This is a genomic window from Sulfuricurvum sp. (assembly GCF_028688295.1).
In the GTDB taxonomy this organism is placed as follows: Bacteria; Campylobacterota; Campylobacteria; order Campylobacterales; family Sulfurimonadaceae; genus Sulfuricurvum.
In genome coordinates this window covers 19953-45393 of the sequence record NZ_JAQTYM010000008.1, presented here as the reverse complement: position 1 = coordinate 45393, position 25441 = coordinate 19953, and the positions used below count along the sequence as shown (strand labels likewise).

Below are 25441 nucleotides of genomic sequence, written 5' to 3'. Positions count from 1 at the left end.
CGACGCATCTTATCGACCGCATCGTTTAGCTGTTTATACTCTTGAGGATTCATATCCCCCACACGGAGACGCTGAAGCTGGATAGAGGTTTGAACACTCAAAAGACGGAGCATCAACTGCTCTGCCGGCATCTCTAGGGAGAAAAATGCTACCCCTTTCCCTTTGTCGAGGAGGTTTTGAACCATATTGAGGGCAAATGAGGTTTTTCCCATCGCCGGACGGGCAGCGATGATGACGAGATCCCCTTTACCAAATCCCGTCGTCATTTTATTGAGTTCTGCATACCCAGTATCGACCCCGACGAGGACCGAATCCCCACGAGCTTTCATCTCTTCGATATAGGCCAGCGTCTCATCCGCGATAGAGGGGGCATCTTTAAAATCGGTCGCTTGAGAGCTTTGGGTAATCTCATAGAGTTTTTGTTCTACTAAATCGACGACATCTGCGCCACTAAGCTCCTCTTCGAGGGCTACACGCTTGATCTCGGTCGTGAGCGTAATGAGATGACGTTTAATCGCTTTGTCTTTGATCTCTTGAACATAGGCTTTGGTATTCGCGATCGGATTGGCAGTGAGGATATCCACCATTACCCGCTCATCAAATTTTCCTTTAGCGGTGAGCTCTTTACGGAGAAACTCTTCATCGATCGGAAGATCACGATGGGCCAAAGACATCATTGCACGGTAAATTTCCTGATGCGCCGCGAGATAAAAATCTTCAGGGGTTAAAACGGCATCGAAATCATCAAACTGAGCGGGATCAAAGACGATGGAACTGAGGACGGAACGTTCAAAGGCTAAGTTGTACAGTGATTCTTCCATCTTAATCTTCCTCTTTTTCCATTTTTTCAACCTCTTCGACAAACCGATCCACGAGCTTATCTTCATCAAGGCGTGCAACAACTTCACCCCGCACCATTACCAATCCCGAGCCTTTGCCGTAGGCGATAGCAACATCGGCATGTTTCGCTTCTCCGATAGCGTTAACGACACACCCCATCACTGAGAGATCGAGCGGTTTTTTGATGTGTTTCGTCCGCTCTTCAATCACCGCAACCGCAGAGACCAAATCCGCCTCTATCCGCCCGCACGTCGGACAAGAGATAATATTCGGCCCCTCTTTGGCGACGCCGCTGTCTTTTAGAATCGCGCGACCGACTTTGATCTCCTCTTCGAGTTCCCCCGTGATAGAGACCCGCATCGTATCGCCGATCCCCTCCAGTAATAATGTTCCCAACCCAATAGCGCTTTTGATCGTTGCATGAAAAATCGTCCCCGCCTCGGTTACACCCAAATGAAACGGATAGTTATTTTTAGGACGAAGCATACGGTACGCTTCGACGGTGCGCTGAACATCACTTGCTTTGAGAGAAACTTTAATATCGGTAAAACCCAAATCTTCGAGGAATTTAATGTTGTACTCGGCAGAGGCTACCATCCCCTCCGCACTTTGACCGTAACGCTGTTCAAACTCTTTCTCTAAACTCCCCGCATTAACCCCGATCCGTATCGGGATATGGCGCTCTTGGCATGCTTTGACAATTTCACGAATCCGTGATTTCTCCCCGATATTTCCGGGATTAAATCGGATACAATCCACCACTTCCGCCGCGATTAGGGCGAGCTTATAATTAAAATGGATATCGGCGACGAGGGGGAGTGAAATCTGCTCTTTGATCGCTTTGAGGGCGTGTGCATCTTCCTCATCAGGGACGGCAACACGGACGATATCGCATCCGGCAAAATGGAGACGATTAATCTGCTCGACAGTCGCGTGAACATCCGCAGTACGTGAATAGGTCATCGACTGCACCGAGATAGGGGCATCTCCGCCAATGGGGACATTTCCGACAAAAATTTGTTTGGTAGGGTAACGTTTAATCATGCTTGGATTGTAGCTTGTTGGATGTTAATTTTACGTAAACTCTATAGGATCCATGTCGATTTCACAAAGACTCGATTTAACCGCTCTGATAGCACGTATTAAATCTGTACTCTTGTCACTTCGCAACAGTATTTGGAACCGATATTTATCCGCAATTTTCTCGATAGGTGATGGGCCGAATCCAACAATCTGAACAACCGATATCTGCTCGATTGCCGCTACTGCCTTCTCCATCTCTTCTTTTGCCTTTATACCGTTTTTATGCGCATATAGTAAACGTGCCAATTTTTTCGTCGGAGGGTATCGCCCCGCCCTAATTTTCATCTCGTCGATCAAAAATTGCTCATAATCATCCAAATACCCTCTGAAGAATGACTCATTAAAACTTTGTACGATTACGGTAGCATCTTGTTTTCTCCCACTTCGACCTGCAATTTGGATTAAGAGGGAAAGAGCCTTCTCCCGTGCTCGGTAATCGCTTTGGGAGAGAAGATTATCGATTCCCATGATGATAGCAAGGGTAATATCATGGTAATCATGCCCTTTGGAGAGCATCTGCGTCCCTACCAACAAATCGATTTCATGGGCGTTAAACGCTTCGAGTACTTTGATCAGTTTGTTTTGGGTGGTGATGATATCCCGATCAAATTGCTGAACCCTTAGATTTTCTGAGAGTTTACTAAAATGCTCCACCGCCTCCGCCGTCCCAAGCCGCGTCGTACGAAGCGAACCACTTTGACATTTCGGACACACTTTCGGCAACACTTCGGTGTAGTTACAGTAATGGCATTTAAGGGCACGAGAGTTTTTATGCTGAGACATCCCGACACTGCAAAACGGACACTCGATGTGATAACCGCACGCATCACACACCGTGTATTTAAAATTTGCCCGAGTGGGGATGAAAACAATCCCCTGATGATCTGAGCTAAAGTTTTCCATGACTGCATTATCAATAGAAGGGGTTAGTGCTTCGAGTGAGGGTTCAAAAACAAACGTCCGCTTCGATTCATAATACCCTCCACGAAGACGAAAAAACGGATATTTTGCATAACTAGAGAGTGATGGAGTCGCACTCCCTAACATAACGGGAATTTTCAATAGTGTGCCGATATATACCGCCATATCCCGTGCATTATAGCGAGGACGTGATGAGGACTTATAACTTTCATCATGCTCCTCATCGACAACAATCAGTCCCAAATCCGCTATCGGTAAAAAGAGAGCCGAGCGAGGACCGACGATGATATGCGCCGAGCCGTCATAGATTTTTGCTAATGTTACTTTTTTTTGCTTCGGGGTCATTTTAGAATGCCATAACACCACCGAATCACCGAAATGATTTTTAAAACGCTTTTCCATTTGAGGGGTAAGTGAGATTTCTGGGAGGAGGAGTAAACACCGTTTTCCCTCGTATAAAATTTCATCCATACGTGACATATAGATTTCGCTCTTCCCCGCTCCCGTATCACCAAATAAAAGGGATACGCGATGAGAACGGATAAAATCGAGGGCTTTTAATTGTGATTCGGAGAGGGTAATATTGACAGGTGCCCGTTCGTGGTGAGCCTGTCGAACCATGAACCCTTCGAACGACTCAGGGCAAACGGGAAACGGCACAAATAAATTCAACGCCTCACCAAGCGAACACCCATAATAATCACTGATAAACTGTGCTGTTTTGATTTGGGTATCGGAGTAAAAAAATGGGGATATTTCCCCGATAGGTTGAGTTATAAAATCAGGCTTCTTACATTTAGCAATAACGACACCTTTTAAAACACGGTTGGAAAGGGTAGCGTTGACTTCTGTACCGATGTTAAGAACTATTTCAGAATGATAAGTGAGGAGTTCGAGAGGTGAGCCCAAGAGGGCTATTTGAAAATAGTAATTCAACGTTATTATAAATTATTCGGTTAAAAGTTTACAATTTGCATTAGTGTGAGTACAATCAAATATACCTGTTGCTTGAGTGTAGGTAAAAGCAACAGGGTCACCCATAACCCTGTAAGTATAAGCATCTGTACCCGTTTTCATCCAGTGTCCATTGCCGGCAGCGGATGTAATCCCATATTGCAATAAAACATTCGTAGCAGTTCCGTTATTGTCAAACAACGTCTCCCCCGCATTATTGTTTGCGTCATCAAGGTGATTAATGTAAGCAGACTGCCCTTGCAATAATCGTCCTTGCCGTTCACTTACTATTGCTGCACGGATAGCCGAAACATCACTCCGGCCTTTAGCAATTTGTGCATCATCACGTGTTGCACTAAGACGAGGAACTGCAATCGCCGCTAATATCCCTAATACTACAATAACGAAAATAAGCTCAATCATTGTAAAACCCAATCGTTTCATACTTCTACCTCTTTAAATTAATAAACAATACTATTTCCACGTAATTTCATCGGATAATCTTGAATATGAAACATTTGCTGTAAAGGCATACATAAAAAATCATTATTATGTGGACTAAAAGTTACATTTAAAGTATCAGTTGTTGCGGTACTATTTATGTCCACAATAACACAATTATCGACCATACCCATTTTTATCGTTGCTTCATTTGGCGAAAGAACTGCATCAGAATTATTTTTAAGTACCAGAAAAGAATTTGACATCTGCGAAAAATCACTTGATATAGAACCATTAGCGGTTGCATACGCAGCAATTTCAGTAGCTCCTATAGCTATCTTCTGCGCCATTGCAGAAACTTTTGCATCATCACGCGTTGCATTCAGTCTTGGGATTGCTATAGCGGCTAATACCCCTAATATAACAATCACAAAAATCAATTCAACCATTGTAAAAGCTTGACGCATATTTATTTGCCTTCTAAATGTAGGTGCAAAACATTTTGCACCTACATGCATCTTTCACTTAATTAGAAAGTGACTTTCGAACCTTTGATAGAAATTGTTGTATTAGTATCAACATCTGCTGACAAACCTAAACGCTGGTTGATTCCCAGACAAATTGCATTTTCAATATTTTTAGATTGTGTTGTTAATGTACCTGCAGCAGAATCGTATGTAATACGTGTACATTCTGTACCTCCACTAGCAAGTGCTTTATCATAAATTCTAGCCTGTTGCGCAGTATCATAATTAACTTCAGGACCACGAACATTAGTCACAGCTTCCCACTGTGTTTTTGTAGTCACATTTAAATCACCTGCAGCTGTGTATGCTGCTGATGCATCGGTAACAATTTGCGTTGTGTTTGTTGCAAGCGTAGATATTTTTGCATCATCACGTGTTGCAGCAAGACGTGGAATAGCCACTGCAGCCAAAATACCTAAAATAACGATAACGAAGATTAACTCGATCATCGTAAAACCAGAACGTTTCATAAGAACTCCTTCGAAGTTTAAAATATAGATTACACTCGTAACCTTGCTACTATTATGAGCCTATAATTCTTACAAAACGTTTAAAGATAACTACTTTTAACCATTATTGTAAAAGAGTCGGGTATTTAAGCTCACTGTGGCATAATTTCCTAAATCAAAATTATGCTAGTTGAGCTTCCCTCTGAGGGCGAAGTGCCCTTTGGGTGAAACCCAGTGTTAACATAGCCAATTGGGACGCGTTCCAATGGTGTTTAAAGGAAAAAAATGAAAATCGCTGTACCTGTAATGGATGAATCTCTCAAAATGGCCGGAAATGCTGGCCATACACCCTATTTTGCGGTGTTTAATCTCAGTGGTGGAATGTTTAAAAGCTTTTCTTTAGAAGGGTTACGCGCTAATCCTAAAGTTGCCGGTGAAGAAGATCATGACCATGATGAACATCACACCTGCGATCACGATGCTGATGATATAGAACATATCCGTGCCCATGACACAATGGCGGACACTATCGAAGACTGTGATTACCTCGTGGTAAAAATGGCGTGTAAAAATACAGCAAAAAGTATGAGTAATGTAGGGGTAAAACTCCAAAAGTACAACGGAAGTGAAGTATTGGCACCAAAAATTTTGACGGAATTGGCATCTCAATTTAAATAATCGATCACTTTAATTCTCGTTTATAAATTAGAGGCGTATAATTCGCACCATAAATGAAGTGAAAGCTTCAAATCTTCATCTAGGTACAGTACACAGATGAGTCCTAAAAGGTAAAAAACACCATGATTTCTGCAGAGATTGAGACGTTAGGCATAAAAAACAGTGGAAAGCTCTTCCATAACCTTAGCTATGAAGAGTTGATGAAGCATGAACTCGAGAATGGTGAATGTCACCTTGCTAACAACGGTGCGACGATGGTTGATACCGGTATTTTTACCGGCAGAAGCCCGAAAGACAAATATTTTGTGGATGCGGATCCCTCTAACAAGTACATTGCTTGGGGAGATGTGAACAAAAAAATCGATAAAGCTATTTTTGATGAGCTTTTAGAAGTTGCAAAAGAACAACTTTCAGACAAAGATCTCTACATCACCGATGTATTTTGCGGTTCCAGTCCTACCAGTAAGCGCTCCGTCCGTTTTGTCTCTGAAATTGCATGGCAGTCTCATTTTGTCAAAAATATGTTTATTCGCCCAACGGCTGCTGAAGTTGAAACTTTTAAACCACAATTTACCGTCCTCAATGCGTGTAAAGCGGTTAATGAAAAATGGAAAAATCATGGCTTAAATTCCGAAGTTTTTGTCCTTTTTAACGTTGAAGAGAACCTATGTATTATCGGTGGTACATGGTATGGCGGAGAGATGAAAAAAGGTATTTTTTCTATGATGAATTACTGGTTGCCGCTCGAGGGTAAACTCTCTATGCATTGTTCAGCTAATGTCGGAGATGCAGGAGATACCTGTCTCTTTTTTGGCCTCAGCGGTACCGGTAAAACTACCCTCTCTACTGATCCTAAACGTGCTCTTATCGGTGATGATGAACACGGATGGGATGATGATGGGGTTTTTAATTTTGAAGGCGGATGTTACGCGAAGGTAATCAATCTCGACCCATCAAGTGAACCTGAAATCTTTAATGCTATTCGCCCTAATGCCTTGCTTGAAAACGTCGTTTTTGATGAAGACGGCAATGTTAAATACGAAGACGGGTCTAAAACAGAAAATACTCGTGTCTCTTATCCAATCGAACACATCGATAACCACCAACCGAGCCTTCAAGCGCCTCACCCTAAAAACATCATCTTTCTCACAGCCGATGCTTTTGGTGTCTTGCCTCCGGTAAGCCGTCTCACAAAAGAACAGGCAATGTACTATTTCCTAAGTGGTTACACCGCTAAAGTTGCCGGAACCGAACGTGGCATTACTGAACCGGTTGCAACATTTAGCTCGTGTTTCGGGGAAGCGTTCTTGCCGCTTCATCCTACCGTGTACGCTAAGCTTTTAGGTCAAAAAATCGATCAACACGGTGTTAATGTTTATCTGGTCAATACCGGATGGACGGGAGGAGCTTATGGCGTTGGAAAACGGATGAGTATCAAAGATACGCGGGCATGTATCAATGCTATCTTAGATGGAAGCATCAACCACAGTGAATTTGACACCACCAATACCTTTGGTTTCCATATCCCAAAAACACTGGGTGACATCGATCCTGTGATTTTAAACCCACGCAATGCATGGAGTGACCGTGATGCGTATCTCATTCAACGTGATAAACTAGCAGCCCTTTTCATTGCTAACTTTCATAAATATACTGATGGACAAAGTGGATTTGACTATTCAGCTGCCGGTCCGCAATTACCATAACTATATATATTTACGCCAAAAGGAACAAAGTCCCTCTTGGCTACGCTAACGCTAAGTTCTCTTCAGCAGAGCGCTCACGCGCAGTAAACCACACTTCTTCTTTTCGCTTTTGTTATTACGGCTCTATGAGCTTAAATGTTCCGGTAGTAGCATTATATTCCCAATAATCATTTCCCTCAGGTTTATTAGCAATATTACGATCTTTGGTACTGGTGCCGTTTTTGGTTGCCGGACCATAATATTTTCCACCGACCAATACCCAATCTCCATTTTCCGTATTTTTCAAAATAGCATCCAATGGATGAGCAGCAGAACCAAGAGTCGTCGGATAGCCAGTAGCATTAAGTGCTTGTCCTGCATTCCCTGTATTTTGTCCATTTCCCCAATCAAAATCACACGTATTGGCAATCCATTCACCATGGATGGAATCAAGTGCACTTTGGACTGATGAAGCGGTGGCAAGTTCGGAAGCGGATTTAGAGTTATCAGTGAGGTTGGCAAATTTTGGGATTGCCACCGCCGAGAGAACCCCGATGATGACGATGACAAATATCAGCTCGACGAGTGTAAAAGCACATCTTACTGATTTTATTTTCATAAAAGTTAAAAAGTAATGGTAGCGTTTGTCTCAAGACTACCTGCACCATTGAGCGTTGTATTAAGATCTTCCGCACATTTATTTCTGCTCACAGAATCCGTGAAATTATCACAATCTATGCCATAATAAACAGTACGAAGAGTTTTATTAAGAGTTATTGTTGCTACTGTACCGGTTGATGTCACATGTGTATAACTTCCATCACTAGTCGATGAATAGTTCCATCCCTTGCCCTTAACGCTAACAAGATTGTCTAGCTCAACTGAGTTATTATTTTCTAAATCTATCTGATTTACAGCTGCACTTGCAGCACCACTAGCTGTATCAATTGTCGTTTTAATGACTGCTTTGACTTCTGCATTTTGTTTAAGGTTTTTAAACTGTGGTACAGCAACTGCTGCCAATACTCCGATAATAACGATGACAAAGATCAACTCGACAAGGGTGAATGCATTACGTTTCATGTGAGACTCCTGAGATTGCACTATGTGCATATAAGATGTGAGTATTATCGTCATATCTAGCTTAAGCTTTAATGATAAGACTACGGTTTAAAAGAAAAGTAGAAAAAGTGGTAACACAAGCCCTTGAGCTCGTGTTTCAGATTAACAAGAATAGGTAGATTTAAATTCGAATGCAGTTGGGCGAGATTCATCAGGCCATACTTGTGTTTCGAATTTGTAGTGTTGATACGTATCGATGAACTCCGGAGTCATTACCGGTTGCAAGAACTCGTTATCACGAATTAATGCTTCTAATGAACCACGTAGTGTGTGTGGCATTTGCTGAATCCCTTTTTCACGAATTTCAGCAAGGCTAAGTTCAAATAAATCTTCATCCATCGGACCAACCGGAACGGTTTTGTTTTTGATACCGTCAAGTCCAGCCAACAACATAGCCGTAAACGCAAGATATGGGCATGAAGTTGAATCCGGGAAACGCATTTCGATACGTGTTGCTTTTTCACCCGCACCGTATGGAACACGGCAAGATGCTGAGCGATTTTGGCTTGAGTACGTCAAGATAGACGGAGCTTCAAATCCAGGGATAAGACGTTTGTACGAGTTGGTTGATGGGTTTGTGAATGCTGCAACGGCGCGAGCATGAGCGAAAACACCACCGACATAATGCAACGCTGTTTCAGACAAGTTGCTGTAACCACCCTCTTTATAGAATGTGTTTTTGCCATCTTTCCAGATTGATTGGTGAACGTGCATACCGTTACCGTTGTCGCCATAAAGTGGTTTAGGCATGAAAGTAACTGTTTTACCGTTAAGATGAGCAACCATTTTGATAACGTATTTAAGCTTTTGAACGTTATCAGCCGCTTCTACAAGAGTTCCGAAAACGATACCGATTTCACCTTGACCTTGTGCAACTTCGTGGTGACCGAGAACAACTTCAAGACCCACTTGCTCTAATGCCAACATCATCTCAGCACGAAGATCAACCATAGTATCGATCGGTGCTACCGGGAAGTAACCCCCTTTATTACGTGGGCGATGACCGGTATTGAACCCGTCTTTAAATGATTTTGAATCATTCCACTCACCCTCTTCGGTATCAACTTCAAAGTATTGACAATTGACTTCATCACGAATTTTTACATCATCGAATACAAAGAATTCATTTTCAGGTCCGAAATAAGCAACATCACCTACACCTGCATTTGCAAGATGCTCTAACGCTTTTTTAGCAATTGCACGAGGACATTTTTCGTATGCTTGACCTTTGTAGATGTCATAAACATCACAAATAACGATAACGGTCGGATCAGCAGTAAACGGGTCCATAAACGCAGATTCTGCATCTGGTTTAAGCAACATATCTGAACGATTAATCGGCTGCCAAGCATCGATAGATGAACCGTCAAACGGAAGACCGCCTTCAAATTGACCCGCGTTTACCGCACTCATACGGTAACTAACGTGATGCCATGTCCCCTTCATATCGGTGAAACGAAAGTCAACGAATTGAACATCGTTCTCTTTACAAAAACTGAAAAACTCGTCGACGCTATTTACGAATTTACCCATGCAAATCTCCTGAAAATAATAAAGTGCAAGCAGTATAGCAAAAGTTCCCAAAAATTCGAGGGAAAAACGTGATTAAAATTTAACCATCTCCCGTTTTCGCCCTTGGTAAAGAGCGCATTCACTATAACCGACAGAACGGGCCAATGCTTGAACATCATCTCCAAAAAGTCCGATTTGATCCGGACGATGCGCATCTGAACCAAAGGTGATCGGTATCTGAAGTTCGGCAATTTCCTCAAGCAACATCGCAGATGGATAGGCCTCAGCGATAGGTTTTCGATACCCTGACATATTGATTTCGATCGACATGTCCCCTTTTTTTATCGCTTGCAACGCATTTTTAGCTAATAAGCGGATGTCTTTGGTTGGAAGAAATTTAAATACCTTTAACAAATCCAAATGACCGACAATATCAAATTTTCGACTTTGCGCCATCTCTTCGATCAGTTTAAAGTAACGCTCATAGATTGCATTGATATCTGCCCCCTCATAACGTCCTATAAATTCAGGATTGTCAAATCCCCAATCATCAATAAAGTGGACACTTCCGATCAAATAATCACACGATCGATTCAACACTCTATCGTCCATATACCCCGGCAAAAAATCGACTTCGTATCCCAATAAAACCGTTATTTTTTCTTTATACGTCTCTTTTGCCTCCTGCACCCATCCCTCATACACACTCATATCTTCAAAACGCATCCGATAGGCCGGATCGTAGTGCATCGGGGCGTGATCGGAAAATCCAAAGAACTCTGTTCCGCATGTTATTGCGGATTCAACATACTCGTTTACACTCCCTGTAGCGTGATTACACAAAACAGTGTGATTATGAAGATCAACTTTCATCATTCATCCATTAAAACTAAAGATTTACATGCTATTATAGTGCAATTTAATCGTTGAGGTATTGCAATGACGCAAGAAGAATTAGATGCGCTGATGAGTGGTGACATAGATTTGGATGAAGCTTACGACGAGTCTGAAGTTGCAGAAGTCGAAGAGAAAAGTATCGATGAAGTAGCTGAAACTCCTGTGCCTTATCATGAAACCGATCCAGAAAAATACCGTGTATCCGCGATGCAAAGCTGGCCCCCTCCACCTCCAACTGATGATAATAAAATGGTTCATCAACTCGATGACGTTACCAAAGAGAGTGAAGAAAAAGCAACTGAAATTTTCGATCTTATCGAAGGAATCAGCAATGATTTAGGCAAAGGGGAAAAAGATGTTAAAATCCTCCGTAATATCATTACCAGTAATATCGAACTTTTTACAACGTTAAGTGCTAAATTTCCTCATGTTGAAGCGTTTGCAACGCAGTTAGAAAAAAATCGAGATGCACAACAAAATTTAGAAGCCATTCTCGAAATCCTCCAAAATGGAGGAGATACCATTATGAACATTATGGATATCATGCAGTACCAAGATATCCACCGTCAAAAAATAGAACGGGTTATCAATGTTATGCGTGCTCTTTCAACCTATATGAACCACTTATTTGCAGGTAAAATCGATGACAGTAAACGGGTAGGTTCTGCCGTTCATATCCATGGGGATACTTCAACTGAAGATATTGTAAGCAGTGATGATATTGAGGCTCTTTTGGCTTCTTTTGGGCAAAAATAAATAAAGAAAACGATACAATTCGCCCACTTATACTGTAAAGAGAGCCGTATTGAAAAAAGTGGAGCTTCTTTCCCCTGCAGGGAATTTAGAAAAACTAAAAATTGCTATTGACTACGGTGCCGATGCCGTATATGGAGGAGTGAGCCATTTTTCACTCCGTATCCGCTCTGGCAAAGAGTTTGATTTGGAAAGCTTCAAAGAGGGGATCGATTACGCTCATGCGCGTGGTCGCAAAGTCTATGTGACTATCAATGGCTTTCCGTTTAACTCTCAGCTGAAACTGCTCAAAGAGCATATTGCCACGATGGCATCACTCGAACCCGATGCATTTATCGTCGCAACTCCCGGAGTTTTAAAGCTCGCTCATCAAATCGCACCCCATATTCCACTCCATCTCTCAACGCAAGCCAACGTAATGAATGTTTTAGATGCGCAAGTGTACTATGATATGGGTGCGCGCCGTATTATCGCAGCACGGGAAATCTCTCTTAAAGATTTAAAACAGATCAAAGAAGAACTTCCTGATTTAGAGATCGAAGTGTTTGTGCACGGCTCCATGTGTTTTGCCTATAGCGGTCGCTGTTTAATCTCGACACTACAAAGTGGTCGTGTCCCCAATCGTGGAAGTTGTGCCAACGACTGCCGTTTCCCTTATGAGATGTACGCCGCCAATCCTGAAACGGGTACGCTGTTTAAACTCGTCGAAGATGAGGGTATCGGCACTTATATCATGAACTCCAAAGACCTCAATCTCGCAAGTCACATCCAAGAGATCATTGATGCGGGATGTATCGACTCACTCAAAATCGAAGGGCGTACCAAAGCACCTTATTACGCCGCCATTACGGCTAAAGTTTACCGTAGAGCAATCGATGATTATTATGAGGGAGAAAGTGATCCTGGACGTTATCAAAAAGAGCTTAACACAATGCAAAACAGAGGTTTTACCGATGCGTATCTCGTAAACCGTCCGTTTGAAAAACACGACACCCAAAATCTCGATTTTTCGATGATGATGGGAACGCATCAGGTGAGCGGGATTGTGGATGAATCGGGAGAGTATTTCGAGTGCAAATACAAAACGTTCCCGAACGATACAATGGAACTCGTTTTCCCTGAGGGAAATCTCCTTAAACCAGTCGATAATGAAATCGGAAAAGTGTGGGAAGAAAATGGGGAGTGGCATATCAGTTTTAAACAACTCCTCGCTGAAAATGGGAAAGTATGGGATCAGGTTCACAGCGGTAATCTGAACCGATTTAAACTGCCATGTACATTGCCTCACTTTACTTTTTTCCGTATCCCTGCTACCGAGGATATGGGGACGGTGACGAAGTGTTAATTGACCCGTTCGCCCTGAGCCTGTCGAAGGGTAAGTTCATGATTCGACAAAACAAGGGTACCGCTCGCGAAGCGATGTTTCCTCGAGCTCACCACGAACGAATATACTAAATCTAAAACAACAAAAGGAGAAAAAATGAAATTCGTATCAATTATTATGGGGAGCAAAAGTGATTACGATGTTATGAAGTCGTGCTCAGAAACCTTAGAAGCATTTGGTGTTCAATATGAACTTATTATCTCATCCGCCCACCGCTCTCCTGAGAGAACCAAAGATTATGTTTTAGCAGCAGAAGCCAAAGGGGCACAAGTATTTATTGCGGCAGCCGGAATGGCGGCTCATTTGGCAGGTGTTTTATCCTCTAAAACGATCAAACCAATCATTGGGGTTCCAATGAGTGCATCAGCACTCTCAGGTATCGATGCTCTCCTCTCAACAGTGCAAATGCCAGCGGGTATGCCGGTAGCAACAGTTGCAATCGGTAAAGCGGGAGCAATCAACTCGGCGTATTTGGCAATGCAAATTTTGGCATTGGAAAATGAAGAGTTACGGATGAAACTCCAAGAAGATCGAATCACAAAAGCGAAAAAAGTCGAAATGGATTCATTGGAGATTGAAACGATTCTATAATTTTATACGCCAATGGAACGCGTCCCATTCGGCTACGCTAACGCTAAGTTTCCTTCGGCAGGAAGCCCACGCACAGTAAACCGTGCTAAATAAAATCCACTCAACTTTTAGGTACGTGTTTTGCTATAATCGTTTAATAAGATAAAGGTGGTAAAAAATGCAAGGGCAGTGGATGAATATCAATGATTACGCTGAGATGACACAAATGGATCGCAGTGCCGTTGAAGCGTTGATTGTCCGTGGCAAACTTACTACTACCATCGAAGATGGAGAGGTGTTTATCGATGCGGGACAAGGGATGGCAGGAATCGTCCCTGTGAGTCTCCAAGAGCTCAGTGCATCCCACGCTGATGTCACGATCGGAGCGAGTTTCGTCGAAAAAACAATTGGAACCATCATCAACCTCCATGAAAAAGTTCTCGGAGCGAAAGATGAGACGATCGACTCGATCAAAAGTGAAAATGAATTTCTAAAAGAGGCGCTCGCATCTCTCCAAGAACTCTATGATGAAGATCGCAATACCATTGCTACCCTCACTGAACAACTGCGTCTCTCCCAGCAAGAGGTGGAGTTTATGCGTCGTAAATACAAACTGATGTGGGGCAAAGTTATCGACGATCACGCCGCTCAATGACCATCCAAAATGAATGTATTACCTGCATTGCAGGTCAAAGTAAACGTGTTTGTGAAGCGATTCATGCTAATGAAGCGTTATCTTCTACGATTATAACTTATGTTGAAAATGCTCTAAAAAATGCCGATTTCACCCTCTCTCCACCCGTAATTGCTGCCCCTTTGTATGAGCAAATGGCCGTGTTAGCCAATACCCATGATCTTTATGAAAAACAAAAACAACATGCCACAGAGCAAGCCAAAACCTACCTCCCTTTTTTACAAGAAACGATAGAACAAAGCAATGATCCTTTTATTGCGGCTCTCAAAACTGCGGTCGTGGGCAATGTCATCGATCTCGCCGCAGAGGTAAGTTTCGATCTGCATGATGCGATTAACTCTGTTTTTCACACTCCGTTTCACCATGATGATACCGAAACATTACGCACACAACTCGAAAATACCAAAACCGTTCTATATATCGGTGACAATGCGGGAGAGCATATCTTTGATGCTCTCACGATACAATCACTCCAAAACCTCTATCCTGAGATTGATTTTACCTATATGGTACGGGGAAATCCCATCATCAATGATGTGACTTTGAGCGAAGCGTATGAAGCAGGGATAGAGAAGATATGCACGTTAATGGATAGCGGAGTTCCTACCCCCGGATTTGTCTACAGCCTCGCATCACCTGAAGCCCAAAAACTCTTTGACAGTGCGGATTTTATCATCGCTAAAGGGATGGGGAATTATGAGTGTATAACCCCTGTTCAGCGTCAAAATATCTGCTTTTTACTCAAAGTAAAATGTTCCGTTGTCGCCCATTCGCTGAATCGTACTATCGGAGATATTGTTTGTAAACTGGGATAACTTATCCCAAACAAATACGATTACGCCCCTCTGATTTTGCCAAATACAAAGCGGTATCTGCACGTCCTACTACATTTTCAATACGATCGTTTTGTGTGCTTTCTGCAATACCAAAACTGCATGTCAGTGCTTGAATATGAGGAAAATCATAGTTATTTATGGTCTCATAAATTTTAGTCGCAAGATGACGGGCACCAGTTATTGATGTTTCTGGACAAATGATCATGAACTCTTCCCCACCCCATCGACCCACAATATCAGTGTCGCGAATGGAAATACGTAAAATTTCGGCAAGGGTAACAAGTGTTTTATCGCCGATTAAATGACCATACGTATCATTAATCCGTTTAAAGAAATCAAGATCCAGCATGATGACTGAATAAGCACGTTTGGTTCGCTGATAATTCTGATGACATTCAAGTAATTTTTCATCCAAACGGATACGATTAGATAACTGTGTCAGAGGGTCCGTCGTTGCCATCCGTAAGAGTCTCTTATTGTAAGTGCCCATTTCAAATTGACGGTACACAAAAAATGAGATAATAATAAACCCAAAAAAAGCGATACGATACGCCCAGGTAAAATCGATTTTCTCTTCATACGTGATTGCAATGTAGCGGTTAAAAATCTTTTGTCGTTCAGCGACACTGATCGAATCAATCGCTTTGTCGATGATTGATTTTAGTTCAGGATAATCATTACGGATCATCATCCTTACCTCAAAATCGAACTCGGTTGTTCCCGATATTTTTAAGTCCATATAATGATCGGCATTCATCAAATACGCAACAACGGGGAGAATGTCCACGACAGCATCAACGCGTCCGCCACTCAACATTTTTAATCCCTCTCGGGTATCGCTGACTTCAACAATCGTAATTTTTGGATACTGCTTTTTAATCGAATCGATTACACTGTATCCGCTACCGATTGCTAATCGCTTCCCCTCTAATGCATCAAGTCCCGGAAGAAAGTCGATGCTCTTGTTCGTTACGATGACATTTGCAAATGTGGCATAAGGTTTTGAGAAAATGGAATAAGGCTCTTTATCTGCAGAAGTAGCTGTTCCTAACGTAACATCCGCCGTTTTTGTTTTAATTAAATGAAGCACTTCGTTCCACGTCGATGATGGAATAAATTGGGTATGCATACCGGTTCGTTTAACAATCAAATCCCAAAAATCGATAACAATCCCTTGAAGTTCAGTGTGCTCTTTATCTTGGAAATTAAACGGTGGCCAGGCTGAAGTAGAGGTATAACGGATAGTCGTAGTATTTAAAAAAGTACGTTCCTTAACATTCATAAGAAGCGATTGATTTTTTGAATCATCATAGACAAATCCTTTAAAACGATCTTCATTTTGTGGCAATCCCATCACTCTATAAATATCCGATATACGTCTAAATTTATCGATCGTTATCGCCCCTAGTGGCTGATTACCACGATAGGCTAATTCTTTAAGAACCCGTCCTTCATAAATCAAGCTCTCTAAAGATTTATTTTGCATGTTGTAGCGTTCTCGGATAAGCTGTGCTGTTTCGGGAATATTTTGAAAAGCGTATTCCCATCCTCTCAAAGTCGCATTGACAAAAGCACGAACTCTTTTAGGATTATTTTTTACTTCACTTTCGGAAGTAAAGAGGATATCACTGTAAAAATCGAACCCGTAGGCCTCTGGATTAATCAGATTTGTCTCAATCCCTTTTTCTTTCAAAACAAACGGTTCGTTTGAGATATAACATGCCATTACATCCGCTTTACCGTTTACTAGATCATTAAGATTAAAACTATGCTGAATAAATGTAAGTTCATTCATGCGAATGTCTTGAGAGTTAAGCATCGCTCGTACCGAAATAGTATCTTGAAAATCCTCGGTCATCATGACCCGTTTTCCGATGAGATCACGAGGCGTTTTTATATCTAACGATTTTTCCGAAAGGAGAATAAAGGGAGAAGTTTGGAAAATAGCCGCTAATGCAACAACATCTTTTCCATTCATACGATCAAGTAAAAGGGACGATCGCCCGATTCCATAAGTACTATTTCCAGACATCACCTCATCAATGGCGAGTCTTTTTGGATCAAACTTTTGAATCGTTACCTCTAATCCTGCATCACGGTAAAATCCTTTTTCTTTAGCAATATAATAACCGGCAAATTGAAATTGGTCTGCCCATTGCAGCTTTACCGATACTTTTTCTACATGTGGTTGCGCAAAAAGTGAGGTGAAGCATAAAAACAACAAAAGAAAATAATGTTTCACCCTCTACTCGCTTTTTTGGAATTACTCTATGATAGGGCGTATCGTATTAAAAAAGGCTTTAAATACGCTTTTTGGTATAATGGCGCAATTTATTTTGATGGGATAGTTATGATTACATTTGGTGATATGCTTTTAAAACTTCAACAATTTTGGAACGACCAAGGGTGTGCCATAGTACAGCCTTATGACATTGCCGCCGGTGCGGGAACTTTTCACCCTGCAACTTTTTTACGTTCGCTCGATTCCAAACCGTGGTCGGTTGCCTATGTCGCCCCAAGCCGTCGCCCGACAGACGGTCGTTACGGCGAAAATCCGAACCGTTTGGGAAGCTACTATCAGTTTCAAGTCCTCATCAAACCGAGTCCTGAAAATATCCAAGAGCTTTATCTCAAAAGTCTAGAATACCTCGATCTAAACCTCAAAGATCATGATATCCGTTTCGTCGAAGACAACTGGGAATCTCCGACCCTCGGAGCATGGGGTCTGGGCTGGGAAGTGTGGCTGAACGGTATGGAAGTGACTCAATTTACCTATTTTCAGCAAGTGGGCGGAGTAACGTGTGATCCTGTAGCGGTTGAAATAACGTACGGTACGGAACGTCTCGCGATGTATCTGCAAGGGGTTGATACGGTATTTGATATCGTATGGAGCGAAAATAAATTCGGCAAAACCCTCTACCGCGACATCCACAAAGAGGGTGAGATCGAGTTTTCAAAATATAACTTTGAAATCGCCGATACGGCAATGCTTTTTCACGAGTTTGAAGCTAAAGCCGCCGAGTGTAAACGGTGTCTCGATGCCGAGCTTCCCCTCCCCGCGTATGATCTATGCATGATGGCGTCCCATACGTTTAACACCCTCGATGCGCGCAAAGCGATCTCGGTTACCGAACGTGCCAACTACATCCTCAAAATCCGTGAGCTCGCCAAAGGGTGTGCAGAGTTGTACAAATCACAAGAAGAGGAAAGAAACCTCCGCGTAAAAGCGTGATGCAAACCCTCATCGGTCAGATTGATCGGATCATCTACCAAAACAACGGCTTTTTCATCGCCACGCTCAAAGGGGGGGATAAAATCAGCGCCCACTACTACGAGAGCGATGTCGATAATCTCAAAGATGCAGCAGTGACCCTCAAAGGATCATGGGAAGAACACTCGCAACACGGGCGGACGTTTAAAGCCCATTCTCTCATCGTCAACCAAAATGAACTCTTCTTTTTTCTCAACCGCGTCGTCAAAGGATTCACGAAAAAGCTCACCGCTGAATTGATCGAAAAATACGGTACAGAGGGACTAATCGATATACTCGATAATGATATCGAGCGTCTCATGGAGATTAAAGGGATGAATGAAAAACGTCTCCTAAAGCTCTCCGGCGGATGGAAACAGTTTCGCTCCATGAGGGCATTAGGAGAGTTTTTAGCCCCATTTGGTGTCACCCCTGCTCTGCTTCGACTTATAGCCGGAGCGTTAAAAGAGGTAAAAGATCCCATCGAAGCGATCAAACATAACCCGTATGGTCTGATGCGGATTAACGGTATCGGATTTAAAAAAGCCGATGAGATCGCGCTGAATATGGGGCTAAGAACGGATGATGAGCGGCGTATCCAAGCGGCAATGGAGTACACCCTCAGCGAATACTGCGACTCTGAGGGGAACAGCTGTATCGAAAAAAATGCCCTTTTTAGCAAACTCGATCTTCTAGTAGCTTTAGGAGATCAACGTGCGTACGAAGAGGCGCTGGAGGATCGTCTTCGTGAGGGGAGCATCACAATCTTGCCGAGTTTGAAACTCTCCCCAACTCGCATCTATGAAGCCGAAATACTTCTGATAGAGCAGTTTAAACGTCGAGCTAAAGCCTCTCATGAGCCTCTATGTAATGATCTGAAAGCTTTTTGTGAAACACACTCCCTGACACTAGGAGAACAACAATACAGTGCATTAGAGCTCATAAACCGAGGATGCGGACTCATTTTTCTCGTCGGCTATGCAGGAACAGGGAAAAGTACGACCGCCAAAGCGCTCCTCGATCTGCTATCCACCCGACATGAGCCGAGCCTCATTATGACCTGTGCTCTGAGTGGTATCGCATCTCAGCGGATAAGGGAGCGCAGCGGCTACCAAAGCGCCACGATCCAAAGTTTGCTGGTACGGTTCGAATCGCACGACACGATGCCCTTTCAGGTGATCTTGATCGATGAAGCCTCGATGATCAATTCGATGCTCTTTGCGCGGCTGATGGCGAAGATAGATCGTGACGCAACCGTTATCATCGTCGGTGATGATGCACAGCTTCCCCCTATCGGGGCGGGAAGTCCTCTCTCGGATGCGATTACCCTAAACCTCGCCCCGACGGTGATGCTCACCCAAATTTACCGTCAGAGAGAAGGGCAAGCCATCGCTCTAATCGCTAATGATGTCAGAAAGGGGATCATCCCGCAGTATCAAGAGCATTATGAAGATTTTACATTTCATAATGTCGATATCCCCAACCGCTATGCTCTCAAAAATTCTCTTAGCAGCAGCGAGTTTGATGATGTCCTAAAAACACACGCCCACAATATCCTCGCCGCTATCGCGGATGTAACCCTCCAGCATCTCCCAAAATCGCGCGAAAAGCTCCAAGCTAAACAGATACGCGAATACCTCAGCGCCTTTCAGGTGATCTCTCCGATGCGGGGGAATACACTAGGGGTTGATAATCTCAATCTCCTACTGCAAGACTATTTCAACCCGAATCCAAAAAAAAAGATCAAAACCTTTAAAGGGGAATTTCGTCTCATGGACAAAGTTGTCCATACTAAAAACGAAAATCTCCCCTCTACCACCCCTGAAGAGTTCAAAGAGGAATCTGAGGCAAGTGAGCGACGAATCTTCAACGGTATGTGCGGAATACTCTTCCGCATCGATGAAGAGGAAGAAATTGCCTATGTTTATTATCCGAACGAAGAGGTGATTGTCCATTATAAATTTGAACAAGTCAACGATTTTCTCAACCTCTCTTATGCACTAAGTGTCCATAAAGTTCAGGGGATGGAATACAACACTGTTGTAATGGTAATGAGTTTTTCGCACCATATAATGCTCAATACCAAACTCCTCTATACTGCACTTACACGGGCTAAAGAGCAGTGTATCGTTGTGGGGGAGGCCGGGGCATTTGAATCAGCCTGTAGGCGGCTAGAGCATACAAAACGTTCAACTGTTATGCAAGAATTAGCTAAAGGATAAAATTTTTCCTTTACTTTATTCTGCTACAATTCTCGTTCCAATCCATAAAACACAAGGATTCACAATGAAAATATTAATGATCTCTGCCATCATCGCATCAAGCGTCATGGGTGCTTCACTCGTAGATGAAGCTAAAACAGCCGGTTTAAAACCGATCCCAACCTCTGCAAAAGCGCTCAATGCACTGACCAGTAATCCAAAAAACCCGACAACTGCGGCTAAAGTAGAACTCGGAAAAATGCTCTATTTCGAGCCGCGCCTTTCTAAAAGCGGTTTGATTAGCTGTAACAGCTGCCACAACCTCGCAATCGGAGGAGTTGATGGTATGTCTGCCGCTATCGGGCACAAATGGACAGCTAATCCTCATGGTCTCAGTTCACCAACAGTCTATAACGCCGTATTCTACAGCCAACAATTCTGGGACGGACGCTCACCGCATCTCGAAGACCAAGCCCAAGGACCAATCCAAGCAGGACCTGAAATGGCCGCGCCAAAAGAGTTCGTAGAGGGTGTCGTCAACTCTATCCCAGCCTATGTTAATGCATTCAAAAAAGCATACGGCAAAGATGTCAAAGTTGATTTTACTAAAGTAGCCGATACTATCGCCGTATTCGAGCGTACCCTCGTTACCCCATCACGTTACGATGATTTCCTCAATGGGAAGAAAAATGCCTTGAGCAAAGCGGAGCAAAAAGGGCTTAAAACCTTTATCGACAAAGGGTGTGCTACCTGTCATAACGATATCGCACTCGGCGGAACAATGCAGGCATTCGGTGCTGTGGCTCCCTATAAACACATGAATGTAGGAGATTTCAAAGGGGATAAAAACGGTATGGTTCGTGTACCCACACTCCGTAATATCACCGAAACTGCTCCGTATTTCCACAACGGTCAAATCGCAACACTCGGCGAGGCGATCAAAGAGATGGGTCGTATCCAACTCGGTGTTGATTTGAATGACAAAGAGACGGAAGAGATCGAAACCTTCCTAAAAGCGTTAGAAGGTAAAAAACCGACGGTTATCTATCCGATGCTTCCGGCTTCAACCGCAAAAACGCCAAAAGTGGATGTCGTTAATAACTAATATAACATTCAAAGAACGTTCGCCCTGAGCCTGTCGAAGGGTGACGTTCATGGTTCGACTGGCTCACCACGAACGTATTTTATTCACACTCTATCCCCTCGAACTCTTTTTGGTATTTCCCACACTCACTTTTCACTATCTGTAAAATCTGTGGTTTTTTCGCTCCATCTAACCACTCTAATAATGTTCTTAAAGGAATTTCATCCATAGCCGTACATCCCGATGTAGGACGTTTATCACTTTGGTTTAGATGGATAAAGATACATGAACCACGTCCCCTTTGCGCCGATGGGTTATACCCTATCACTGCACCATAACGATACACTCCATCAGGGCGTCGCATCACTTCGTAACTGGAGGGAAGAGAACTTTTGTCATAAATACGGAGTATTTTGTTGTAACGTGAATCATTAACATCATCAACACAATAGAGATTTTCATCTGCATGCCAGTGAGGAAGTTTAAATGTTGTGTTCTGATCGTAGCCAAAAGTTGATGTTATGGGAAATACCCCTGCTGGCGAGCGTCCATCCCCTTCATTTTTAAGCGGTTGTTTAAACGCAACATATCCCAAACCGCTTCGCCCTAAGGTAACAGGGACTTTATCGCCAATTTTAACCCACTGACGCTGTTTCTCATACCGCTGCAATGAGGCACTCGTCGCGTTTAGCTCAGGAGAAAGGACAACCACAAATTGCTCAAAAGCAAAGAGGGTAGAAAGGACAGACGAAAGCAAAAGGGGCAAAGTTATTTTCAACATCTCATTTTTCTTAGTTTGTTTTAAAGTTAGGTAGTATAGCATATAGAAAATTTGGCAAGTGAGGCAATAATGGCAATAACGGTTCGCAAAGCATCCGAGGTAGATATTGACTTTATAGCCCAAGCATTGCTAGAGAGTTCACGGGGAGGAAAAAAGATCGGTTTATTCGATCTGGTTTTTAATACATCTGATAATGAAACTCTTTTAGCGAATTTAAAACGCTTAGCTCTCACTTCAACGAAAAGCTATTGTCATTTCTCCAATTTTTTCATCGCCCTCTCAGATGGGATGATAGCCGGAACCATTTGTGGCTATGAACCCCGTATCGCCACGCATGAAATATTTTCCAAAGCACTCGAAGAGATCGGTTTTGATGAAACGTATCACGAACGGATAGCCGCTTATCTTTTATGTGAGGGTGAAGTGGACAATAAAACATTTGTCCTCGATTTTATGCTTATTAAACCGGAGTTTAAAAGTCTTGATGTCTTTAAAGAGCTCATTGGAAAAAGTATGCTCACTGCACGACTCAAAGGATATCGAAAAGTTCAAACGGCAATTGAAATCGGTTCCGTTGAGAATGAAATGATCTACAAAAAGCTAGGCTTTGAAGTCATGGATGAGAAACGAAGTGAATACTACCGTGAGCAATTTGACCGTCCCGGTATTATGCGCCTGCAAATGATACTGTAAGGATATCCAATCGAATACGGTCTTTTAGGGTTAATCCCTCCCCTTGTTGCCATCTTACTTGCCCTCTTTAGTCGCTCGGTCTTTATCGCATTAGCCGTAGCGGTATTGATTGGTGAATTTATTATTGCCGATTTTCATCTGATTACGACGATTCTTCTTATTATCGAACGATTTATCGCTCTACTTAGCGAAGGATGGGTGCTCAAAACCCTCGGATTTGCAATCATGGTCGGTTCTGTCATGACACTGATCGAACGCAGTGGCGGTGTCGGAGCTTTTGTCCATGAGCTGAGTATCAAACACTCACTCGTCACCACCAAACGAGGTGCTCTGATCCCTAGTTTTGTTGCAGGAATTATTATTTTTATCGAATCATCTATCACCTCTCTCGTAGCCGGTGCGGTAGGAAAACCTTTTTGTGACCGCTATGGTATCAGCCGAGCGAAATTGGCGTTTGTCTGTGATTCGACCTCAGCACCGGTCTGCTCCATCATCACCATTAACGGATGGGGAGCATTACTCTTGGGACTTATAGGCGGACAAATCACCGCCGGACTGATCGCGGGTGAAAGTGCAACTTGGCTTATTCATTCCATCGCTTTTAATTTTTATGCTTATATTGCTCTCATTGTTACCTTTATCGTTATTTGGTATGAGATCGATATCGGTCCTATGCGTCATTCACTCCCGCATGAGTTCTCACCCCAGTATGAAGAAAACACTAAAAGTGTCGGCCTCTTTTTATGGCCTATCGTTTGGATGATCGGCGGGGTAATCGGTTTCATGCTCCTTAGCGGAAAGGGAGATATTTTAAAAGGTTCCGGATCCAGTTCAATTTTTTATGCCCTTTCACTAACTCTTATTTTGATGTGGATTTACTACCGTTTCACCAACACCATGAAAACAGGAGAATTTTTAGAAGCGGCCTTTAGCGGAGCCAAAACCCTCACCCCTATTGCCTTTATTTTACTCTTTGCCTTTGCTATCGGCGGAGTGAGTTCAGATATGGAGGTGGGGCAATACCTCGCCTCCTTTATCGGTGACTATCTCCCCTCCGCCTATCTCGCGGGAGCCATTTTTATGTTAGCTGCCCTCATCGCATTTGCTACGGGGACGAGTTGGGGGACCTTTAGCATTATGCTCCCCATCGCCGTACCTCTCGCAGTAGGTCTCGATGCACCGGTAGCTTTGGCAATAGGAGCCGTGATCTCAGGAGGAGTTTTCGGCGATCACTGCTCTCCCATCTCCGATACCACTATCATTTCGTCGATGGCAAGCGGATGTGAGGTTGGTGAACATGTCAAAACACAACTCCCCTACGCTCTTATTTCAGCACTCTTTGCCTTTATTTTATTTATACTTTTTGGGGTACTACTCACATGATTAAAGCGAAGCTTCTTTTACTCGAAGACGACCCGAATCTCTCTGAAAGTGTCAGCGAATATCTTGAAAGTTGCGGCTATGACGTCACTTGTGTCTATGATGCTGCAACCGCTGAAGATACCCTCTATGAGCAAAAATTCGATCTATTACTCCTCGATGTCAATATCCCAGGCGGAAATGGCTTTTCCCTCCTCAAAACAAGCCGTAAAGAGGGAAATTCAACTCCTGCGATCTTTATCACCTCACGTAATGCTATGAGTGATGTCGAAGAGGGGTTTGAGAGCGGGGGAGATGATTATATCCGTAAACCCTTCGCTCTCAAAGAGCTGTTGTTACGGATTCAAACGATCCTAAAGCGCAATTTTTACCATAATCCGACCGATGCTCTCACGTTAGCCGAGGGGATTACCTACGACATCGATAATCAAGTGCTTACAATCAATGGAATCGTCCAAAATTTACAACTCAAAGAGCACAAGCTCCTCAAACTTTTTATCCAACACCGCAATGAACTTTTGCATCATGAGATGATCATGGAGTATTTGTGGGACTTCGATGAAACCCCTAGTGATGGAAGTCTACGCACCTATATTAAAACGCTCCGTAAACTCCTCGGAAAGGATTCCATTGTCAGCCACAAGCGCCTCGGGTATCAATTTCGCTAAATACCGAACTTTACGAAGTTTTTTAGCTCTTTATGGAG

At 43.0% G+C, this 25441-nt stretch carries 25 protein-coding genes; 13 read left to right on the top strand and 12 right to left on the bottom strand.

The genetic code is table 11. From position 1 onward, the window contains the following. The 6 genes from PHR02_RS03590 to PHR02_RS03565 all read right to left on the bottom strand — a co-directional run. A partial coding sequence (locus PHR02_RS03590) for a DnaB-like helicase C-terminal domain-containing protein (protein WP_299989030.1) occupies positions 1-821 on the bottom strand: 821 nt, incomplete at its 3' end. A 1-nt stretch (position 822) separates the two neighbouring features. Continuing rightward, positions 823-1884: a flavodoxin-dependent (E)-4-hydroxy-3-methylbut-2-enyl-diphosphate synthase gene (gene ispG, locus PHR02_RS03585; protein WP_299989027.1), complete on the bottom strand. Its 1062-nt coding sequence runs from the start codon at positions 1882-1884 to the stop codon at positions 823-825. A gap of 30 nt (positions 1885-1914) precedes the next feature. Further along, positions 1915-3780, bottom strand: coding sequence for a primosomal protein N' (locus tag PHR02_RS03580; protein WP_299989024.1), 1866 nt, complete (start codon positions 3778-3780; stop codon positions 1915-1917). A 12-nt stretch (positions 3781-3792) separates the two neighbouring features. After that, the gene (locus tag PHR02_RS03575; RefSeq protein ID WP_299989023.1) at positions 3793-4242 is read right to left on the bottom strand and encodes a prepilin-type N-terminal cleavage/methylation domain-containing protein; all 450 of its coding nucleotides are present in this window, start codon (positions 4240-4242) and stop codon (positions 3793-3795) included. Positions 4243-4259: 17 nt separating this feature from the next. Beyond that, positions 4260-4706 (bottom strand): prepilin-type N-terminal cleavage/methylation domain-containing protein, encoded by a 447-nt coding sequence (locus tag PHR02_RS03570; protein ID WP_299989020.1) that lies wholly within the window; start codon positions 4704-4706, stop codon positions 4260-4262. 62 nt (positions 4707-4768) lie between these two features. Further along, entirely contained in the window at positions 4769-5236 is a 468-nt protein-coding gene (locus tag PHR02_RS03565; protein ID WP_299989018.1) for a type II secretion system protein, read from the bottom strand. A 264-nt stretch (positions 5237-5500) separates the two neighbouring features. Between PHR02_RS03565 and PHR02_RS03560 the strand changes: the two genes are divergently transcribed. Both PHR02_RS03560 and pckA read left to right on the top strand, forming a co-directional pair. Beyond that, the gene (locus PHR02_RS03560; protein WP_299989016.1) at positions 5501-5893 is read left to right on the top strand and encodes a hypothetical protein; all 393 of its coding nucleotides are present in this window, start codon (positions 5501-5503) and stop codon (positions 5891-5893) included. Between the two features lie 122 nt (positions 5894-6015). Continuing rightward, complete coding sequence (pckA, locus tag PHR02_RS03555) at positions 6016-7599, top strand: phosphoenolpyruvate carboxykinase (ATP) (protein ID WP_299989013.1); 1584 nt, start codon at positions 6016-6018, stop codon at positions 7597-7599. 115 nt (positions 7600-7714) lie between these two features. On the opposite strand, the gene PHR02_RS03550 is transcribed toward pckA, so the two are convergent. The 4 genes from PHR02_RS03550 to PHR02_RS03535 all read right to left on the bottom strand — a co-directional run bounded on the left by PHR02_RS03550 (position 7715) and on the right by PHR02_RS03535 (position 11085). After that, a complete protein-coding gene (locus PHR02_RS03550) occupies positions 7715-8197 on the bottom strand; it encodes a type II secretion system protein (protein WP_299989009.1) in 483 nt (160 codons plus the stop codon). Between the two features lie 5 nt (positions 8198-8202). Then, positions 8203-8661, bottom strand: a complete 459-nt coding sequence (locus PHR02_RS03545; protein ID WP_299989006.1) for a type II secretion system protein — start codon at positions 8659-8661, stop codon at positions 8203-8205. Between the two features lie 141 nt (positions 8662-8802). Next, positions 8803-10233, bottom strand: a complete 1431-nt coding sequence (glnA, locus tag PHR02_RS03540) for a type I glutamate--ammonia ligase (protein WP_299989004.1) — start codon at positions 10231-10233, stop codon at positions 8803-8805. A 72-nt stretch (positions 10234-10305) separates the two neighbouring features. Continuing rightward, on the bottom strand, positions 10306-11085 hold the full coding sequence (locus PHR02_RS03535) for a histidinol-phosphatase HisJ family protein (RefSeq protein ID WP_299989090.1): 780 nt from the start codon (positions 11083-11085) through the stop codon (positions 10306-10308). 66 nt (positions 11086-11151) lie between these two features. On the opposite strand from PHR02_RS03535, the gene PHR02_RS03530 reads away from it, so the two are divergent. The 5 genes from PHR02_RS03530 (at position 11152) to PHR02_RS03510 (ending at position 15325) form a co-directional block, all read left to right on the top strand. Then, positions 11152-11865: a chemotaxis protein gene (locus PHR02_RS03530; RefSeq protein ID WP_299989002.1), complete on the top strand. Its 714-nt coding sequence runs from the start codon at positions 11152-11154 to the stop codon at positions 11863-11865. Positions 11866-11914: 49 nt separating this feature from the next. Continuing rightward, complete coding sequence (locus PHR02_RS03525) at positions 11915-13207, top strand: peptidase U32 family protein (protein ID WP_299989000.1); 1293 nt, start codon at positions 11915-11917, stop codon at positions 13205-13207. A 135-nt stretch (positions 13208-13342) separates the two neighbouring features. After that, positions 13343-13837, top strand: coding sequence for a 5-(carboxyamino)imidazole ribonucleotide mutase (gene purE / locus PHR02_RS03520; protein WP_299988997.1), 495 nt, complete (start codon positions 13343-13345; stop codon positions 13835-13837). A gap of 157 nt (positions 13838-13994) precedes the next feature. Beyond that, on the top strand, positions 13995-14471 hold the full coding sequence (locus tag PHR02_RS03515; RefSeq protein WP_299988994.1) for a DUF3972 domain-containing protein: 477 nt from the start codon (positions 13995-13997) through the stop codon (positions 14469-14471). Next, a complete protein-coding gene (locus PHR02_RS03510; protein ID WP_299988991.1) occupies positions 14435-15325 on the top strand; it encodes an ARMT1-like domain-containing protein in 891 nt (296 codons plus the stop codon). The genes PHR02_RS03515 and PHR02_RS03510 overlap by 37 nt, the downstream gene beginning before the upstream one ends. A 1-nt stretch (position 15326) precedes the next feature. Here PHR02_RS03510 and PHR02_RS03505 read toward each other — a convergent pair whose 3' ends face one another. Then, positions 15327-17588: an ABC transporter substrate-binding protein gene (locus tag PHR02_RS03505; RefSeq protein WP_299988989.1), complete on the bottom strand. Its 2262-nt coding sequence runs from the start codon at positions 17586-17588 to the stop codon at positions 15327-15329. 108 nt (positions 17589-17696) lie between these two features. On the opposite strand from PHR02_RS03505, the gene glyQ reads away from it, so the two are divergent. From glyQ to PHR02_RS03490, 3 genes are all read left to right on the top strand, one after another. Continuing rightward, complete coding sequence (gene glyQ, locus PHR02_RS03500) at positions 17697-18578, top strand: glycine--tRNA ligase subunit alpha (protein ID WP_299989087.1); 882 nt, start codon at positions 17697-17699, stop codon at positions 18576-18578. Next, entirely contained in the window at positions 18578-20818 is a 2241-nt protein-coding gene (locus tag PHR02_RS03495) for an AAA family ATPase (RefSeq protein ID WP_299988987.1), read from the top strand. The genes glyQ and PHR02_RS03495 overlap by 1 nt, the downstream gene beginning before the upstream one ends. A 64-nt stretch (positions 20819-20882) precedes the next feature. Continuing rightward, positions 20883-21902 carry a cytochrome-c peroxidase gene (locus tag PHR02_RS03490; RefSeq protein ID WP_299988985.1) on the top strand — a complete coding sequence of 340 codons (1020 nt, stop codon included), beginning with the start codon at positions 20883-20885 and terminating at the stop codon, positions 21900-21902. A gap of 79 nt (positions 21903-21981) precedes the next feature. Here PHR02_RS03490 and PHR02_RS03485 read toward each other — a convergent pair whose 3' ends face one another. Next, positions 21982-22662, bottom strand: coding sequence for a L,D-transpeptidase family protein (locus PHR02_RS03485; protein ID WP_299988983.1), 681 nt, complete (start codon positions 22660-22662; stop codon positions 21982-21984). A gap of 69 nt (positions 22663-22731) precedes the next feature. On the opposite strand from PHR02_RS03485, the gene PHR02_RS03480 reads away from it, so the two are divergent. The 3 genes from PHR02_RS03480 to PHR02_RS03470 all read left to right on the top strand — a co-directional run bounded on the left by PHR02_RS03480 (position 22732) and on the right by PHR02_RS03470 (position 25403). Then, the gene (locus PHR02_RS03480) at positions 22732-23355 is read left to right on the top strand and encodes an acyl-CoA acyltransferase (protein WP_299988981.1); all 624 of its coding nucleotides are present in this window, start codon (positions 22732-22734) and stop codon (positions 23353-23355) included. Positions 23356-23460: 105 nt separating this feature from the next. Then, on the top strand, positions 23461-24738 hold the full coding sequence (locus PHR02_RS03475; RefSeq protein WP_299988979.1) for a Na+/H+ antiporter NhaC family protein: 1278 nt from the start codon (positions 23461-23463) through the stop codon (positions 24736-24738). Next, on the top strand, positions 24735-25403 hold the full coding sequence (locus tag PHR02_RS03470; RefSeq protein ID WP_299988976.1) for a response regulator transcription factor: 669 nt from the start codon (positions 24735-24737) through the stop codon (positions 25401-25403). The genes PHR02_RS03475 and PHR02_RS03470 overlap by 4 nt, the downstream gene beginning before the upstream one ends. Positions 25404-25441: the final 38 nt, after the last annotated feature.

What these genes read in the sequence shown, in the direction of transcription:
- PHR02_RS03530 (WP_299989002.1), top strand. Translation starts at nt 11,152, where the DNA reads ATGACGCAAGAAGAATTAGATGCGCTGATGAGTGGTGACATAGATTTG.
- PHR02_RS03550 (WP_299989009.1), bottom strand. Translation starts at nt 8,197, where the DNA reads ATGAAAATAAAATCAGTAAGATGTGCTTTTACACTCGTCGAGCTGATA.
- PHR02_RS03575 (WP_299989023.1), bottom strand. Translation starts at nt 4,242, where the DNA reads ATGAAACGATTGGGTTTTACAATGATTGAGCTTATTTTCGTTATTGTA.
- glyQ (WP_299989087.1), top strand. Translation starts at nt 17,697, where the DNA reads ATGATTACATTTGGTGATATGCTTTTAAAACTTCAACAATTTTGGAAC.
- glnA (WP_299989004.1), bottom strand. Translation starts at nt 10,233, where the DNA reads ATGGGTAAATTCGTAAATAGCGTCGACGAGTTTTTCAGTTTTTGTAAA.
- PHR02_RS03560 (WP_299989016.1), top strand. Translation starts at nt 5,501, where the DNA reads ATGAAAATCGCTGTACCTGTAATGGATGAATCTCTCAAAATGGCCGGA.
- PHR02_RS03570 (WP_299989020.1), bottom strand. Translation starts at nt 4,706, where the DNA reads ATGCGTCAAGCTTTTACAATGGTTGAATTGATTTTTGTGATTGTTATA.
- PHR02_RS03535 (WP_299989090.1), bottom strand. Translation starts at nt 11,085, where the DNA reads ATGAAAGTTGATCTTCATAATCACACTGTTTTGTGTAATCACGCTACA.
- PHR02_RS03480 (WP_299988981.1), top strand. Translation starts at nt 22,732, where the DNA reads ATGGCAATAACGGTTCGCAAAGCATCCGAGGTAGATATTGACTTTATA.
- PHR02_RS03565 (WP_299989018.1), bottom strand. Translation starts at nt 5,236, where the DNA reads ATGAAACGTTCTGGTTTTACGATGATCGAGTTAATCTTCGTTATCGTT.
- PHR02_RS03490 (WP_299988985.1), top strand. Translation starts at nt 20,883, where the DNA reads ATGAAAATATTAATGATCTCTGCCATCATCGCATCAAGCGTCATGGGT.
- PHR02_RS03545 (WP_299989006.1), bottom strand. Translation starts at nt 8,661, where the DNA reads ATGAAACGTAATGCATTCACCCTTGTCGAGTTGATCTTTGTCATCGTT.
- PHR02_RS03495 (WP_299988987.1), top strand. Translation starts at nt 18,578, where the DNA reads ATGCAAACCCTCATCGGTCAGATTGATCGGATCATCTACCAAAACAAC.
- ispG (WP_299989027.1), bottom strand. Translation starts at nt 1,884, where the DNA reads ATGATTAAACGTTACCCTACCAAACAAATTTTTGTCGGAAATGTCCCC.
- PHR02_RS03470 (WP_299988976.1), top strand. Translation starts at nt 24,735, where the DNA reads ATGATTAAAGCGAAGCTTCTTTTACTCGAAGACGACCCGAATCTCTCT.
- PHR02_RS03485 (WP_299988983.1), bottom strand. Translation starts at nt 22,662, where the DNA reads ATGTTGAAAATAACTTTGCCCCTTTTGCTTTCGTCTGTCCTTTCTACC.
- pckA (WP_299989013.1), top strand. Translation starts at nt 6,016, where the DNA reads ATGATTTCTGCAGAGATTGAGACGTTAGGCATAAAAAACAGTGGAAAG.
- PHR02_RS03515 (WP_299988994.1), top strand. Translation starts at nt 13,995, where the DNA reads ATGCAAGGGCAGTGGATGAATATCAATGATTACGCTGAGATGACACAA.
- purE (WP_299988997.1), top strand. Translation starts at nt 13,343, where the DNA reads ATGAAATTCGTATCAATTATTATGGGGAGCAAAAGTGATTACGATGTT.